Raw genomic sequence first — 15,790 nt, 5'->3', positions numbered from 1 at the left:
GGGGGGATTTGTATGAAATTAAAGTTCGGTAAATTATTTTCAGTATTCGGTGTAATTTTATTATCAGTTTTCATTTTTTCGCCAACAAGCACATATGCGGCAGTAACCCCAATACAACTTTTTCAACCCGAAGAAGGCTGGACAAGGTTTGATGACACGAATGCAGCAATTTCTTATAGTGGGACTTGGCAAGTCTATAAAGATAATAGTTCCGCCTTTTGGAAGGGAGGGCATCACTATTCGACTAGTAATGGGGCTAGTTCTAAATTTAAGTTTACGGGAACTAAAATTCGTTTGGTCAACAACTATGCGCCTGGTAACTCTTCCCGAATTCAGGTTACTATAGATGGCGTTTCAGAAATAATTTCAGAATATTCGTCAACGTATAAATATTTAACGGTAGTATATGAAAAAACCGGTTTATCTCCAGGCACTCATACAATCGAATTAAAAAATCTAGTTAGTGGAAAAGAGTTACTTGTAGATGCGATTGATCTTGACGAAGGTGGTTACCTAATCGGAATCAATTCTCCGGCAATCTTAAGTGCTTCGTCTGGAGACAGCCAAATTACACTCTCATGGGATAAAGTGGATAACGCAGAAAGTTACACCGTTTATTATGGAACAGAATCTGGAAAGTATACAAACTTCGTAACAGTGACGAGTGATGTTTATTCAAATTACACTATTCCCAATCTCACTAATGGAGTAACCTATTATATTGTTGCAACTGCTTCAGTAAATGGAGTCGAATCCGGCTACTCAAATGAAGTTTCTGCAACTCCATCTGCTGTAGCTTTAAATCCAGTCTTGGCTGTTATCATCAACGAAGATACCGTTACTGTAGGCCAGGAGTTTGATGCTACCATATCTTTGAAAAATGTGGACAAAATTTACGCGGAAGATTTTACGATCAATTATGACACGACCCTATTTAAATATCTTGGTTACGAAGAAATTACAGGATATAAAGTCTACAACGAGTCGGCAGATAAGTCTGGTAATATTCGATTTATTATCGCGAGTCAAGGTGAGGAATACGGTATTCATGAGGACACGACTATTTTAAAGCTCAAGTTTAGAGCCATTAGCATCGGAACTGGGGATGTTGATGCCCTAAGAGGGAGAATTGCAGACACCGAACGAGAATTTGATCTGGATGAAGAGAACTGTCTGTTAGACTCCGTAATCGTTGAGGCTGTAACCGTCGATGATGTAAACAGATCAGGTGAGTATACGCTCGTTGACCTTGCAATCGACGGATATTATTTTGGAAAGGCAGTGGCTGATACAGATACAGCCAGACATAGTGCAGATCAAGTTATCGATGGGTACGTAAACGATGAGGACTTGGTTTATATCGTCAATCAAATGCTTAACAATGCAAATTACAGCCGGAATCTCTAATTTTGATTCATTGGGAGCTCAGTCTTAAGGTCGGAGTTATAAAATGGCTCAATCTAATAATCAGTGCTTGACTTTCAGGAGATTAGCCAATGACAATTACATTCAACGAGGATCCCCACCTTGTAACCGTTGCGGTTTCGCGTGAAGTAGTGACGGTTCTTAAAGACTTTTATCCTATTGCGACGCCTTTCGACGTTGTTGTTGGTGAAACGACATTGATGGTAGTTTACAATCTCTGTTTCCTAGTTACGCACTGTTTTCAGAGGGCTTGTGGTAGATGGCCTCCCCTTTGGGGCACCAATGCACAAAGCCTTGCTTGGCCACGGTATAATTAAGGGAGCAGTCGTACGAGACTGGTGGCCGCTTTCCATTACCTGCTCATAAATGCGTCTCCTTCTACGGGAACAGCTTCGTTATGTATGAATTGGACGGTGCTGGAAGAAGGTTGCTACATATGAGTACTATGGGCTGCTGTAGACCTCAAAAGCTTGCTCCACGGTTGAGCGCGGAAGCGTCGGCTATACCTTTGTTTGGGATCCAGAAACTGATAAGTCCAGACGAGGCCCACTTGGCAAGATAGGCGAAAATCGGAATCGAAGGGACAAGCAGGTAGGCCTTTTATCATAGAGCGCAAATGCTGGATGACTCGCAAGCAGGCTTTACATTTTTGTGCTTGTTCTATCCAAAAACGAGATGGTGGTATTTGTAGTGCAATCTTTCTTGAACCTTCAAGGGCAACGTTTGTACGTCGGTCGGCGTGCCATCGAGGCGCTTGGCGAGATCTCCTTTCACCGCAGGGTGGTAGCGATAGCTCCAGGCTGCTTCCACCAGGGCTCGGCGTAAACGCCCATTATCGGTTCTGGTCATGCTTCCCCTCCGAGTGCTTTGGCCGGTGAGTACTCCCGAGGTACCAGCCCTAAGTACGCCATAAGTTGAGCAGAAGAGCGGAAGCGTGCAAATGAACCGATTTCAGCTGCAAGAGTGATGGCCGTCATTAGCCCAATACCACACAAGGACTGAAGTACCTGAATCAGAGATGCTTTTGGGCCAACCGTGGCTTACTGACCGAATGCTCTTTCCAATCGCCCCATGCATTGTTCGATCTCATCCATCCAGGGCATGAAGCATCTCATCAAAGGCCACTTGCATAGGCTCGTAAGGGAATGTCAATTGCCCCAGCCAGGCACGATACTTCTTCGTCCAACGACGCTTTATCGTAGCCGGCGGTTCGACTTGATGGTGAAGCAGAACTTCAATATCCGCTGACGTGCCCGATGCGTGTCCTTTTTGGCGGCTTCCCGGGCGCGAACCAACTCCCGCAAAGCCTCGTCTTCCCGCTCCAGGACGTAGACAGGCGTTAATTCTCCTGCATGGAAAAGACGGGCAAGCTACTCGACGTCCCTGTCGATCCGTCTTGACGTGGTCGTCGGGGCGTTTGGGAATGAGCGACGGGGCAATGACGAAGCAATGGACTCCCATGGAGGTGATCTAGCGATAAGTTTCGTAACCCGTTGGACCTGCCGCATAACAAAATGATAGTGTTTCGGCCCCCCCAGCTCTTTGATAAGTTTGCGGAGCGCTGCCGGTGTGTGAGGAATGCTCCCGTAATAGCGCGGAGCTTTCCCGCCACATCTGCAATCACAACCGAATTTTTTTCTTTGGATACATCTAAATCGACAAATTTTGTGGTAGACTGCATAGTATCAGTTCTTCTTTTGCTATGTAGCTCTGAAATGGTTTGGTTTATCACTATACATTTTAACCTGCGAGATGTAGCAATATGGAGGGCTGTCTTTTGTTTACGTTCATCTTAGCTTGTAAATCATAAAAATATTATGTTCTTAGATAAAATCGTTACATTTGAGGTTAATGCTTACAATATGGCGTTAGGGATTTCGAATACTTCATCCCTATGATCAGAAATCCCGTTAAAATAGCTGAAGTTTAAAGTGAATTAAGCTCTTGGAGTGTTATTAGCGCTGCCTAAGAGTGAATAAAAACTTTCTATATAAGTTGAACATTGAAGGCAATATACGACCTTTTTTTGTAGTAAGAGTCAGCAAGCGCGGATCAGGAGGATTCTGAATGAAGACTGTAGCGTTGACCATGATCGTCAAAAACGAAGAGAAAGTTCTGGCGCGCTGCCTTGACAGCGTCCGTAAGCTGGTGGATGAGATTATTATTGTCGACACGGGATCGACGGATCGGACTAAATCAATAGCTCAAGCCTACGGCGCGAAAATCTACGATTGGGCATGGAACCAAAGCTTTGCGGACGCCCGAAACGCCGCCTTGGAATACTCGACAAGCGATTGGAACCTGGTATTGGACGCTGATGAATATGTAAAAAGCGAGGACGGCGCCGCTATTCGCCAGTTCATAAACGGCGAGAAAGCGATCGGCAGATTCAAAATCATTAACCAATTTATAGGTGATGATGGTTTGGAATCCACCGCGCAAAGCTTTATATCGCGAATTTTTCCGTCCGGAGTCAGATACGAGGGCAGCATCCATGAACAATTGGTTTCCGATCTTCCCAGAATTAAGCTGCCTGTGGAGATTTGGCACGATGGTTATCTAAAATCGAAAGCTGAGCGGAATATTCCCATTTTAAAAACAGAGATCGAAAAAAGCCCCCACGACTCGTACTTTCATTTTCAGATCGCCAAAGAATACAGAGGGATTAACGATCATGTCCAGGCATGTCACCATCTTAAGCAAGCATACAGGCTGCTGACAAGAAAGGAATACTATGCTCCCAACGTCATCGTCAATTTGCTTTATGAACTGATAGCAACGGGCCAACTGGAAGCCGGCCTGCCGGTGATTCAGCGGGAAAGGGATTTTTTACGGGATTTCAGTGATTTTCATTTTGCTTGCGGGATATTTTACATGAAGCTGATTCTAAGCAACACCGCAAAATATGTCGAGTTGTTTCCGCTTATTGAAGCATCTTACTTGCGATGCCTGGAAATTGGAGAAACGGATCAATATAACAGCGTTAGGGGAACCGGGAGTTTTAGCGCATTGCATAATTTGGGCGGCCTTTATGAAGTGATGGGGAACATAAATAAGGCAAAAGAGTGCTATCGTGAAGCTGCAACAACATATGGTTACCAGCCATCGAACGAAAGGCTAAAACAACTGTAAGCTATTTTAGCAGAGCAGTATACGGAATTGATTGGAGCAGATGAGATGAAGACACTCACCAGCATCATTATCCTTACATACAACCAACTGGAATACACAAAGCAATGCATCGATAGTATTCGGAAATATACTGAACCGGGAACCTACGAATTGATTGTGATTGATAACAAGTCTACCGATGGAACCCCTGGGTGGTTAAGCCAACAGCATGATATTCTGGCCGTATTGAATGATCGGAATGAAGGCTTTCCTAAAGGCTGTAATCAAGGCATAACTCTTGCTAAAGGTGAGAATGTTCTTCTTTTAAACAACGATGTAATAGTAACTCCTAGATGGCTTGAGCTTTTGGTGGAGTCTTTATACAGCGATGAACGGATTGCAGCAGTAGGGCCTGTAACCAATAGCATGTCCAATTTTCAACAAATTGACGTTCCTTATCAAACGATCGAAGAAATGTTTGTTTTTGCCGATCAGTTTAATCGAAGTACGCTTAATGCTCCTGAATTTCAAGAAGCACATGAATATAGATTGCGATTAATGGGTTATTGTTTGTTGATAAAAAGAAAGGTCATCGATCAAATTGGGCTGCTGGATGAAAGGTTTACTCCAGGCAATTATGAGGATGATGATTTGAGTTTTAGAATGATCGAAGCAGGCTATTATCTCATGCTTTGCAAAAATGTATTTATTCATCATTATGGATCAGTCTCTTTTGGGGCCAAAAATGAAAAGTACATGGCTTTAATGAACAGCAACAAACAGAAGTTTGTAGAAAAATGGGGATTTGAACCGGGACGATCATCATTAATCAGAAATGATATTATTCAATTATTAAGCCCTTTTGATCGGAACGCAGTTATTCGTGTATTGGAGATCGGATGCTTATGCGGCGGAACGCTCATGGGGATAAAAGGGAAATTTAAAAACGCGGAATTACACGGGATTGAAGAGAATAAAGCTGCGGCAGCGATGGCTTCAAATTTTGCGAGTGTTAAAACAGCAAATATTGAGGAAACAATTCCGGACTATCCAGCCAACTATTTCGATTACATTATTTTAGCGGATACACTCGAGCACCTACAGGATCCATGGGAAGTTGTGAAGAATTTAAGCGGACTCCTAAAACCAAGCGGCAAGATCGTGGCTAGTATCCCTAACTTTATGCATTATAGCATTTTGCGAGAAGTGCTTTACGGAAGAGGTATATATAAGGAGCCGGGAGTAGTAGATCGTTCTCAATTGAGACTGTTTACGCAAAAAGATATTAAAGCCATGTTTACAAATGCAGGCTTTTTAAATCTTCGATTATACGGTGAGACGGGTTCTATTAATGATCTGGATCAACAGTTTGTTGATGAGCTTGTTAAATTGGCCGGTCCTTCGCTAAGAGAACAATATGAAACCCAAAAGTATCTGGTAGAGGCGAATTCGTCTAATTTCGACAATTACATAACGGATATTGTTGAGCGCTTAAGCTTGGATATGGAGAATGAAGAAGACCTGTTGAAATTATTGGATAGTGTCTGTGACGGGAACCTAACAAATGAGCATCTTATAAGAATTATCAATAGTTTATCTTGCAACAGAATAGAGTATGCCAATAAACTAGCGATTTTTTTCTACAACAATGGCTTATTTAATATGGTGATCCCATTGTTGCAATATGCGATACAACTGGATTCTAACGATGAAAACTCACTTTATAATTTGGGTTATATTCTATTTAAGGCTAATGAGTATGAATTAGCGCTGCATTATCTAGACCAGATTCAAAATAAAGATGAGGACATTTGTCAGTTAATGGATGAGATTAGGCAGGGGAGTGGAGGTTTGGCTTAATACTAAAGTTAGTACTTGAGCTACTAAGAACTCTGATCATGATCGACGTGCTTGCTCTAAAGCATCTGTCATTCCTTGAGTTGGATTATTCGTACAACTATCTGAAGGAATGCCAGGTGTTTTTCTATTTTTTTGAGCCTAAATCATCTGTTTGTTTTAAGTCTATGTTTTTTGCCTCTCTTTTCACAGGAAGCTTGTATTACCCAAAATGAGCTTAAGTAGGGTGGCTTTTACTTGGTCTATATTTGCACTAATGGAAAACAAGAAAGAAGCAAGGAGCGAGCATAGTGAAAATTTTTCGTTATTGACTTTACTTGTTATTGAAAATTTGGTGTCGGCAGGTAAATTTTCAACCTTACCACTGGCTACCAATACAGAGTTGCGATATACCTGATATTGCTTTTCCGAAGTATAGATGAGTTTCCAAACATAATTCCCTTTTGTTGTCATGACATGTGTCTTCCAAGTATCCCCATCCTTAACGTAGACTGCACTTATTCCATCCCTTGAATAAACAATCCTCATCAGTCCCAAGTTAAGTTCTGCATAGTATTGGCTTCCATATGACATAATGTTATAACTAGTTTTGATTTCATAGTCTTTGTTATTTTCGTAGGACCATGCATCGGACCATGTTGCAGTTACAGTAGTGGCTCCGACTGAATCAACCCACTGTCCTGAACTTATACTACCGCGGTTAAAAGGGTTGGAGTTCATTTGATTATCGATGATTGTAGCAGCAAATACTTCTTTCGGAAATATCAATATTCCCAAAAGCAACACAAGATAAAGACTGGTTATGCAGCTTTGCTTACTCATTTTCTCACCTAATCTTTTATTATTTGAGCCGAAGGGCGCCTCTTCGGAATCTCACAATTTAAAAACATCTATATAGTTAATATGTATCTATGGGAATAATTGTAATGTTAGTGTTCTATTTTGTAAATGATTATTAGTCAATATGACCTAGTTTTTCTAGGCTTGGTCTTATCGCTTGTTCTCTATATATTGAAATAATAGGGTTATTATTTATTTATTTGTAATTAATGTATGGACATCCATAATTAAAAATGCTATTTTACTAGTATAAAAGAACCAATATATTGCCAAAGGAGGGTAAAAATTGAAACGAGTTGGGCATTTTATACTAGTTCTAGCGATTTTTTTGAGTGTGGTCATTGTCGGTCCTAAAAGCGTAAGCGCAGCATCCCAGTATACAGGCGGTTTGTTGGATAGTGTGCCGATACAAGTGGGCACCGCAATAGGCCAGTCATCAACAGCCGTCACGCAAATAACGGATGGTAACATATCCACTTTTACCGATCTCAGCAGCGGAAAGTTTGCTTGGTATACTTTTTCTACCCCGGTGGAGATTTCCGCGGTCGTTGCCAAAAACACCGGTACGGTAGCAGTTGAATTTTATGATGCGAGCAACAACCTGCTGCAAAGGTATCCATTGTTAAGTAACGATGGAATTCAGACGCTCCCGGCTCCTGTACAAGGTGTTTCCACCGTTGCTTTAAAGTACACGGCGGGGAGCAGTGCGAGGATTTACGAATGGAATGTCTTTACCACTCCATCCACGGCGCCATTGCCTACGACGATTAACTGGATCCAAAGCGGGGACAAAATCGTGAAATTGGAGTGGGCCGTGACGGGGGCGGAATCATATAACGTGAAACGCGCCGCTTCCCCCGGCGGGCCATATATTCAGCTGGCGAATGTGAAGGGAACTTCATATTCGGATACAACCGTCACCAACGGCACGACTTATTATTATGTGGTTTCCGCAGTGAACCGGGCGGGAGAAAGCGCCAACTCTCCGGAAAAAAGCATCAAGCCGGATGCGACGAGGTATACGGGAGGCTTGCTCGACTGGCTAACACTGCAGGTAGGGCAATCCATATCCAGTCCGGCAAGTACGACACGGAATCTGACGGATAATAACATATCCACCTTTACCGATCTTAGCGGCAACAATTTTGTCTGGTACAGCTTCTCCTCACCGGTGGAGATTTCCGCGGTCGTTGCCAAAAACACCGGTACGGTAGCGGTTGAATTTTATGATGCGAGCAACAACCTGCTGCAAAAATATGCACTATTAAACAATGACGGAGTTCAGGCGCTCCCGGTTCCCGTACAGGGAGTTTCCACTATCGCGTTAAAGTACACGGCGGGGAGCAGTGCGAGGATTTACGAATGGAATGTCTTTACCGCTCCATCCGCGGCGCCATTGCCTACGACGATTAACTGGATTCAAAGCGGGGACAAAATCGTGAAATTGGAATGGGCCGTGACGGGGGCGGAATCATATAACGTGAAACGCGCCACTTCCCCCGGCGGGCCGTATATTCAGCTTGCAAATGTGAAGGGAACTTCATATTCGGATACAACCGTCACCAACGGCACGACTTATTATTATGTAGTCTCCGCGGTGAACCGGGCGGGAGAAAGCGCCAACTCTCCGGAAAAAAGCATAAAGCCGGATGCGACCAGGTATACGGGAGGCTTGCTCGACTGGCTAACACTGCAGGTGGGTCAATCCATATCCAGTCCGGCAAGTACGACACGGAATCTGACAGATAATAACATCTCCACCTTTACCGACATTAGCGGCAACAATTTTGTCTGGTACAGCTTCTCCTCACCGATGGAGATTTCCGCGGTCGTTGCCAAAAACACAGGTGCATTAGCGGTCGAGTTTTATGATGAAAATAACATCTTACTGCAAAGGTACGCGTTATTGAGCAATGATGAAATTCAGACGCTTCCAACCCCGGTGCAAGGGGTTTCCACAGTAGCTTTAAAATATACGGCGGGCAGCAGTGCGAGAGTATACGAATGGAATGTCTTCGGCAAAGGCGGGGAGACTCCATCTCCGCAAGAGCCGTTGAGTTTAACTGCAACCGCAGGGAACAAGAAGGTTAATTTAACTTGGAGCGGAGCCGGTAAAGACGTCACGAGCTTTAATGTGAAGCGGGCCACTGTTTCCGGCGGTCCGTATGATGTGATCGACACGGTAACGAGCGATACTTACAGTTACACGGACAGCAATGTTACTAACGGCACCACTTATTATTATATTGTCACTGCTGTTACAGATGCCGGTGAAAGCGGAAGTTCAAATGAAGCCTCCGCTACGCCGAAAGGCGATGTGGTAAATCCTCCCCTTCCTGGCGAAGAAGGAGAGCGGGCTTTGCTTCGGCTTATCCTCATTAACGGGATTGAGAAAGAATACGATTTGTCTATGTCGGAAGTAAAAGCCTTCATAAATTGGTATGAGGGACGTGCCAATGGATCGGGAACCGCTATGTTTGCCATTGATAAGCACGACAATAATAAAGGTCCGTTTGTAAATCGTAAAGACTACGTGTTCTTTGATAAAATCATTACGTTTGAAGTTAATGCTTACTGAGTTCTAGATCGATTTAAGCTCTTGGGACATGCCATAAGCGTTGCCCAAGAGCTTTTTTGCAGGTGTGCTGTTTCATTTTTTTCTCTGTGGGGTATTATTTATTAACAGACCTGACTCCAACAGTTCACCAATCGACAAGTTTTTACATATTATTTACAGTAAAACCTTTTCTTTGGTAATTGACACTGGATAAGTCGGGTGGTATAGTCAGAAATGTGGGGCTTGGTTTATTGGGGCCGCACGCTTATTTGAAAATGAAGGGAATGTTAGTGCATGCAAGGTAAAGTTAAATGGTTCAACGCAGAAAAAGGCTACGGGTTTATCGAAACTGAAGAAGGCGGCGACGTATTCGTACACTTCTCCGCAATCCAAGCCGATGGCTTCAAAACGCTGGAAGAAGGACAATCCGTCGAGTTCGAAATCGTTGAAGGCGCTCGTGGACCGCAAGCCGCTAACGTAATCAAATTATAATCATCCGGCATAGCCGACCTACATAGCACGGTACGATGGTTAACAATTGAAGATTCGCTAGCAATTGACCCTAGGGGAACCTGGGGTCTTTATTTGTTGAGGAGGTAGCTCTTGATTTGAAATTCCGAACATTTTCCCGGTGGATTCCGGCGATCATCGTCATGCTGATTATATTTCTGTTTTCCGCTCAGCCCTATGAACAACAAACGCTTAAACCCGAAATTGAAAAAAACGTTTCCAAATCGGTGATTGCCGAATTTTTCGACGGGATCACGTTCTCCTATGGCGGGCACGAAGTTAGCTTGCAAAGTCTGGGAGGCGCCGGCATCGTCGAGTTTTTCATTCGCAAGGCGGCGCATTTTTCGATCTATGGGCTGCTCGGTTTTCTGCTCGTTTACGCCTTGAATTCATCGCGAAACGGAAGAAGCTTTTTTGGGGCGGTGCTGATTTCCTTTCTTTATGCGTGTTCGGATGAACTGCATCAAATGCTGACGCCCGACCGCACCCCTTTATTCCAGGATGTGCTGCTGGACACGGCGGGGGCCGCATGCGGAGCGCTGCTGTTGTTGCTTCTTCGGAGTTGGAGACAGAGGAGAAAGCTTAAGCATTAACCAGCTCAGGGTGTGCTTTTTACACTCCCTTAACTCTTTTTACTTTGCCTTAACACCTGTGGTATAATGAAGGTGCAAAGCAAAGGAGGAGTGCCCTATGAATTTTAGTATTCGAGGACAGCAAATTGAAGTGACTGAGGCCTTGCGTGACTACGTAGACAAGAAGCTCAGCCGGCTAGACAAGTACTTTGATGCACCCCCCACCTCAGACGGTACTGTCACGTTAAGTGTGGTACGAGGTTTGCACGCGGTAGAGGTGACGATTCCTCTTACCGGCGTTGTGCTTCGCGCGGAGGACCGCAGCGACGACATGTACGCATCGATCGATGCGGTTGTGGACAAGCTGGAACGTCAAATTCGCAAGCACAAAACGAAAATCAACCGTAAGCTGCGCCAGAAAGGCGCCAAGAACGTCCTGTTCGCCGAAAATGCCAACGGTGGTTCCGTAGCCGTGGATGAAAGCGACGAGGAACTGGAGGTCGTCCGGACCAAACGCTTCACCTTGAAGCCGATGGATGTGGAAGAAGCGATTTTGCAAATGAACATGATAGGGCATAATTTCTTTGTCTTCTCCAACATCGACACGCGCGAAGTGAATGTCGTTTACAAACGGAACGACGGCAAATACGGTTTGATTGAACAGGGCTAACCCCTTGATTTCTCCAGCTTAAAGTGCGAGTTCAAAGAGCCGGAAAATGACTTTCTGAACAACCTCTTTATGACGATTAGGTGAATGAGGTGGTAATTCCTGCATCCCAAACGTAAAGGAAACGAGCCTTATCCCCTCGCGGATAGGGCTCTTTATTCATATACATGGCGCTTTAGCGCAATAGAGGTATGATCGGGCGTGTTGCGGCGGCCATTACAAACTGTTACAATTTAGGCAAATCATCTGTTTATGCGTGAAAGGGGTAAACCATGCTGGGATTAGTAAAAAAGATATTTGGCGACACGAATGAACGTGATGTCAAACGTCTTATGAAGACGGTGGACTATATAAATTCATTGGAGCCGCAATTTGAAGCATTGTCGGACGAGCAATTAAAAGAGAAAACGGCGGAATTCCGCGAACGGATCGAAAAAGGGGAAACGCTTGAAGAGCTCCTTCCCGAAGCGTATGCTACGGTAAGAGAAGCCTCCAAGCGCACGCTGGGCATGCGCCATTTTGATGTGCAGATGCTGGGCGGCATCGCTCTCCATGAGGGCAAAATTGCGGAGATGAAAACCGGTGAAGGGAAAACGCTGGTCGGGACCTTACCGGTTTATTTGAATGCGCTCCTCGGCAAAGGCGTGCATGTCGTCACCGTCAATGACTACCTGGCGCAGCGTGACAGTGAGCAGATGGGGCAGATTTACAACTTCCTGGGCATGACGGTCGGGATCAACCTGAACGGCATGGAGCACCATCAAAAACAGGAGGCGTATGCCTGCGACATTACGTACGGAACGAACAACGAATTCGGATTCGATTACCTTCGCGACAACATGGTGCTTTATAAAGAGCAGATGGTACAACGTCCGCTTTATTTTTGCATTATTGACGAAGTTGACTCCATTTTGATCGACGAAGCGCGGACGCCGCTGATTATTTCCGGGCACGGGCAAAAATCGACGGAGCTGTATTATGCCGCCGACCGGTTCGTGAAGACGCTAGTACCGGAAGAGGACTATACCGTAGATATTAAAGTGAAGGCAGTAGCGCTCACCGAAAAAGGGGTGGCCAAAGCGGAACGGGCTTTTGGCGTCGACAACCTTTATGACCAGAAGCATGTGACTCTGAATCACCATGTGGTGCAAGCACTCAAGGCGAACGTCATTATGCGCCGCGACGTCGATTATGTTGTTACGGGAGACGAAGTGTTGATCGTCGACGAATTTACGGGCCGTTTGATGGCGGGACGCCGCTACAGCGACGGTTTGCATCAGGCGATCGAAGCCAAGGAAGACATCAAGGTGCAGAACGAAAGCATGACCTTGGCCACGATTACGTTCCAGAACTACTTCCGTATGTACCGCAAGCTTGCCGGGATGACCGGTACGGCGAAAACGGAGGAAGAGGAATTCAAGAAAATTTACGGTCTGGAAGTACTGCAGATCCCGACCAACAAGCCGAACCAGCGGGTCGACATGCCGGACGTCGTTTACAAGAGCGTAGACGGCAAGTTCAAGGCGGTCGTGGAAGAGATCGTGAAGCGGCACAAAAACAACCAGCCGGTACTCGTCGGCACGGTGTCGATCGAAAACTCCGAACGCGTCTCGGAAATGCTGAAGCGCAAAGGCGTCCAGCATAAAGTGCTGAATGCCAAGTACCATGCCGAAGAGGCGGAAATTATTTCGCGCGCCGGCCAAGCCGGAGCCGTAACGATCGCCACCAACATGGCGGGCCGCGGTACCGACATTTTGCTGGGCGAGGGCGTTGCCGATCTGGGCGGCCTTCATATTATCGGTACGGAACGCCACGAATCGCGCCGGATCGATAACCAGCTGCGCGGCCGCGCCGGACGCCAAGGCGACCCGGGTTCAACCCAGTTCTACCTGTCGCTCGGCGACGAACTGATGAAGCGGTTCGGGGCGGACAATGTGCTGAACATGATGGACCGCCTCGGTTTCGAAGAAGACCAGCCGATCGAAAGCAAGATGATCACCCGGGCGATCGAATCCGCGCAGAAGCGGGTCGAAGGCAACAACTTCGACGTGCGGAAAGTCGTCCTGCAATATGACGACGTTATGAATCAGCAGCGGGAAATCATCTATAAGCAGCGCCGTGAATTGCTGGAATCCGAGAACATCAAGCAAATCGTCCTCGATATGATCAAGCCGGTGATCGAACGGGTTGTAGAGGCGCACACCGCCGACGAAATCCCGGAAAACTGGGAGCTCCAGGAGGTAGCCGACTACGTCAACAGCAAGCTGTTGGACGAAGGGGCGATTTCGAAGGATGACCTGTGGGGCAAGGAAGCGCCGGAGATGGTGGAGTTTATTTTCGAGCGCGTGTTGGCCAAATACGAAGCCCGCGAACAGGCGATCGGCCCGGAAATGGTGCGCGAATTCGAGAAAGTTATCGCCCTGCGCGCCGTGGACAGCAAGTGGATGGACCACATCGACGCGATGGATCAATTGCGTCAAGGCATCCATCTGCGGGCGTACGGCGGTACGGACCCGCTGCGCGAGTATCAATTTGAAGGTTATGAAATGTTCAACGCGATGATTGCCAGTATCCAGGAGGAAGTGGCAACATATATTATGAAGGCGCAGGTGGAATCCAACCAAGAGCGCCAGGCGGTTGTGGAAGAAAGCAAAATTTCCACCAGCGGCGAGCCGGCCGAGAAACGCCCGGTCAAACGCGGCGAGGAAATCGGCCGCAACGACCTTTGCCCATGCGGCAGCGGCAAGAAATACAAACACTGCCACGGACAAAATGCTTAAAATGCGAGTTCAAAAAGTCGGATTTTCAGGACCGAGAAGGTTGGATGAAGCCAGGGACTGAGTAGCGGAGCGTAGACAGATCTACGTGAGTCAAATGTTTCCGAAGGAAACATGCTTCGGAAGCATCCGCTTGGAAGGCCCGGCTGAATTCAAGATTCGACGCCCGATCCATTCCCTAAACTCTTCGTCATGGAAAGACGACTTTTTGAACAACCTCTTAATGAAAGGTGATTAACATGATCGAGTCCAACGTAAAGCATGATATGCGCGAAATCGCCAAGAAATTATCCAATCTTAGGGGGTCTCTTTGACTTAGATCTTAAGCAAGAGATGATCGCCAACTATGAAGAAAAAATGGCGGCCCCGGACTTTTGGGACGACAACGAGAAGGCTCAGGCGATCATCGCCGAGATGAACGCCGTGAAGTCCTCCGTTGATCAGTACCTGGCGCTGCAAGGGGAATATGACGACATCGAAACGATGGCCGAGCTGGCCGAGGAGGAAGGCGACGAGTCGCTGGCAGCGGAGATTTCCGAGTCCGTTACCGCTATGGCGAGGAAGCTGGAGGATTTCGAGCTTCAACTGCTGCTTAATCAGCCTTACGACAAAATGAACGCGATTCTGGAACTTCACCCTGGCGCGGGCGGCACCGAATCCCAGGACTGGGGGCAAATGCTGCTGCGGATGTACACCCGCTGGGCCGAGAAACGCGGCTTCAAGGTAGAGACGCTGGACTATTTGCCCGGCGACGAAGCGGGGATCAAAAGCGTAACCCTGCTGATTAAAGGGTACAACGCTTACGGCTACCTGAAGGCGGAAAAAGGCGTGCACCGCTTGGTGCGGATTTCGCCGTTTGACGCTTCCGGGCGGCGTCACACCTCGTTTGTATCCTGCGATGTCGTGCCGGAGATCAGCGAAGACGTCGAAGTCGAAGTCCGTCCCGAGGACTTGAAGATCGACACGTACCGTGCCAGCGGCGCCGGCGGCCAGCACATCAACACGACCGACTCGGCGGTGCGGATTACGCATATTCCGACCGGGATCGTGGTGACGTGCCAGAACGAGCGCTCCCAGATCAAAAACCGCGAGCGCGCCATGACGATGCTTCGTTCCAAGCTGTACGAGCGCAAGCTGGAGGAGCAGCAGAAGGAACTGGACGAAATCCGCGGCGAGCAATCCGATATCGCCTGGGGCAGTCAGATCCGTTCCTACGTGTTCCATCCGTACAGCATGGTGAAAGATCACCGCACCTCGGTGGAGACGGGCAACATCGGCGCGGTCATGGACGGAGACCTGGACGCGTTTATTGACGGATATTTGCGCAGCCAAATTCGCTCCGAGGCCTAATTTCGTCCTTGTGCCGCATTCAACTATAGAACCGAAAACCCACCTCAGGCGAAGGGCTTGTCCCGCCTTGATCGGGTGGGTTTTTATTTTTCGGGTGCATACATAATAGTTTTAGAAGCGATCA

General features: G+C 46.7%; 12 protein-coding genes. 9 read left to right on the top strand and 3 right to left on the bottom strand.

Annotated elements, in window-relative coordinates; translation table 11 throughout:
- The first annotated feature begins 12 nt into the window (after nt 1-12).
- Nucleotides 13-1,407 (top strand): cohesin domain-containing protein, encoded by a 1,395-nt coding sequence (locus tag NYE69_RS32465; RefSeq protein ID WP_051985225.1) that lies wholly within the window; start codon nt 13-15, stop codon nt 1,405-1,407.
- Between the two features lie 678 nt (nt 1,408-2,085).
- Here the strand turns inward: NYE69_RS32465 and NYE69_RS32460 are convergent.
- Both NYE69_RS32460 and NYE69_RS33870 read right to left on the bottom strand, forming a co-directional pair.
- Nucleotides 2,086-2,274 (bottom strand): hypothetical protein, encoded by a 189-nt coding sequence (locus NYE69_RS32460; RefSeq protein ID WP_051985226.1) that lies wholly within the window; start codon nt 2,272-2,274, stop codon nt 2,086-2,088.
- Nucleotides 2,271-2,402 carry a transposase gene (locus tag NYE69_RS33870; protein ID WP_082207641.1) on the bottom strand — a complete coding sequence of 44 codons (132 nt, stop codon included), beginning with the start codon at nt 2,400-2,402 and terminating at the stop codon, nt 2,271-2,273. Before NYE69_RS33870 ends, NYE69_RS32460 begins: the two co-directional genes overlap by 4 nt.
- Before the next feature lie 1,090 nt (nt 2,403-3,492).
- Between NYE69_RS33870 and NYE69_RS32455 the strand changes: the two genes are divergently transcribed.
- Entirely contained in the window at nt 3,493-4,557 is a 1,065-nt protein-coding gene (locus NYE69_RS32455; RefSeq protein ID WP_240534086.1) for a glycosyltransferase family 2 protein, read from the top strand.
- Between the two features lie 45 nt (nt 4,558-4,602).
- Nucleotides 4,603-6,396, top strand: coding sequence for a glycosyltransferase (locus tag NYE69_RS32450; protein ID WP_270619507.1), 1,794 nt, complete (start codon nt 4,603-4,605; stop codon nt 6,394-6,396).
- Nucleotides 6,397-6,579: 183 nt separating this feature from the next.
- On the opposite strand, the gene NYE69_RS32445 is transcribed toward NYE69_RS32450, so the two are convergent.
- Entirely contained in the window at nt 6,580-7,215 is a 636-nt protein-coding gene (locus NYE69_RS32445) for a hypothetical protein (protein ID WP_124333347.1), read from the bottom strand.
- A 304-nt stretch (nt 7,216-7,519) separates the two neighbouring features.
- On the opposite strand from NYE69_RS32445, the gene NYE69_RS32440 reads away from it, so the two are divergent.
- From NYE69_RS32440 to prfB, 6 genes are all read left to right on the top strand, one after another.
- Complete coding sequence (locus NYE69_RS32440) at nt 7,520-9,811, top strand: fibronectin type III domain-containing protein (protein WP_124333348.1); 2,292 nt, start codon at nt 7,520-7,522, stop codon at nt 9,809-9,811.
- A 273-nt stretch (nt 9,812-10,084) separates the two neighbouring features.
- Nucleotides 10,085-10,282, top strand: a complete 198-nt coding sequence (locus NYE69_RS32435) for a cold-shock protein (protein WP_036619360.1) — start codon at nt 10,085-10,087, stop codon at nt 10,280-10,282.
- A 116-nt stretch (nt 10,283-10,398) separates the two neighbouring features.
- Nucleotides 10,399-10,893 (top strand): VanZ family protein, encoded by a 495-nt coding sequence (locus tag NYE69_RS32430; protein ID WP_036619361.1) that lies wholly within the window; start codon nt 10,399-10,401, stop codon nt 10,891-10,893.
- A gap of 97 nt (nt 10,894-10,990) precedes the next feature.
- Nucleotides 10,991-11,542 carry a ribosome hibernation-promoting factor, HPF/YfiA family gene (gene hpf / locus NYE69_RS32425; RefSeq protein ID WP_240752135.1) on the top strand — a complete coding sequence of 184 codons (552 nt, stop codon included), beginning with the start codon at nt 10,991-10,993 and terminating at the stop codon, nt 11,540-11,542.
- Nucleotides 11,543-11,811: 269 nt separating this feature from the next.
- Nucleotides 11,812-14,319, top strand: a complete 2,508-nt coding sequence (secA, locus tag NYE69_RS32420) for a preprotein translocase subunit SecA (RefSeq protein ID WP_155620276.1) — start codon at nt 11,812-11,814, stop codon at nt 14,317-14,319.
- Between the two features lie 236 nt (nt 14,320-14,555).
- A protein-coding gene (gene prfB / locus NYE69_RS32415; RefSeq protein WP_340930149.1) for a peptide chain release factor 2 occupies nt 14,556-15,666 on the top strand; the annotation gives its coding sequence in 2 pieces (ribosomal slippage) (nt 14,556-14,627 and nt 14,629-15,666; 1,110 coding nt in all).
- Nucleotides 15,667-15,790: the final 124 nt, after the last annotated feature.

It is taken from the genome of Paenibacillus sp. FSL R5-0527 (assembly GCF_038008055.1).
Taxonomy (GTDB): domain Bacteria; phylum Bacillota; class Bacilli; order Paenibacillales; family Paenibacillaceae; genus Fontibacillus; species Fontibacillus macerans.
Note: the sequence above shows the minus strand (reverse complement) of the source record. Positions and strands in the feature narration are given on the sequence as shown.

Excerpts from the sequence above, each read along its gene's own strand:
- NYE69_RS32465 (WP_051985225.1), top strand. The coding sequence starts at position 13 with ATGAAATTAAAGTTCGGTAAATTATTTTCAGTATTCGGTGTAATTTTA.
- NYE69_RS32460 (WP_051985226.1), bottom strand. The coding sequence starts at position 2,274 with ATGACCAGAACCGATAATGGGCGTTTACGCCGAGCCCTGGTGGAAGCA.
- NYE69_RS33870 (WP_082207641.1), bottom strand. The coding sequence starts at position 2,402 with ATGACGGCCATCACTCTTGCAGCTGAAATCGGTTCATTTGCACGCTTC.
- NYE69_RS32455 (WP_240534086.1), top strand. The coding sequence starts at position 3,493 with ATGAAGACTGTAGCGTTGACCATGATCGTCAAAAACGAAGAGAAAGTT.
- NYE69_RS32450 (WP_270619507.1), top strand. The coding sequence starts at position 4,603 with ATGAAGACACTCACCAGCATCATTATCCTTACATACAACCAACTGGAA.
- NYE69_RS32445 (WP_124333347.1), bottom strand. The coding sequence starts at position 7,215 with ATGAGTAAGCAAAGCTGCATAACCAGTCTTTATCTTGTGTTGCTTTTG.
- NYE69_RS32435 (WP_036619360.1), top strand. The coding sequence starts at position 10,085 with ATGCAAGGTAAAGTTAAATGGTTCAACGCAGAAAAAGGCTACGGGTTT.
- hpf (WP_240752135.1), top strand. The coding sequence starts at position 10,991 with ATGAATTTTAGTATTCGAGGACAGCAAATTGAAGTGACTGAGGCCTTG.
- secA (WP_155620276.1), top strand. The coding sequence starts at position 11,812 with ATGCTGGGATTAGTAAAAAAGATATTTGGCGACACGAATGAACGTGAT.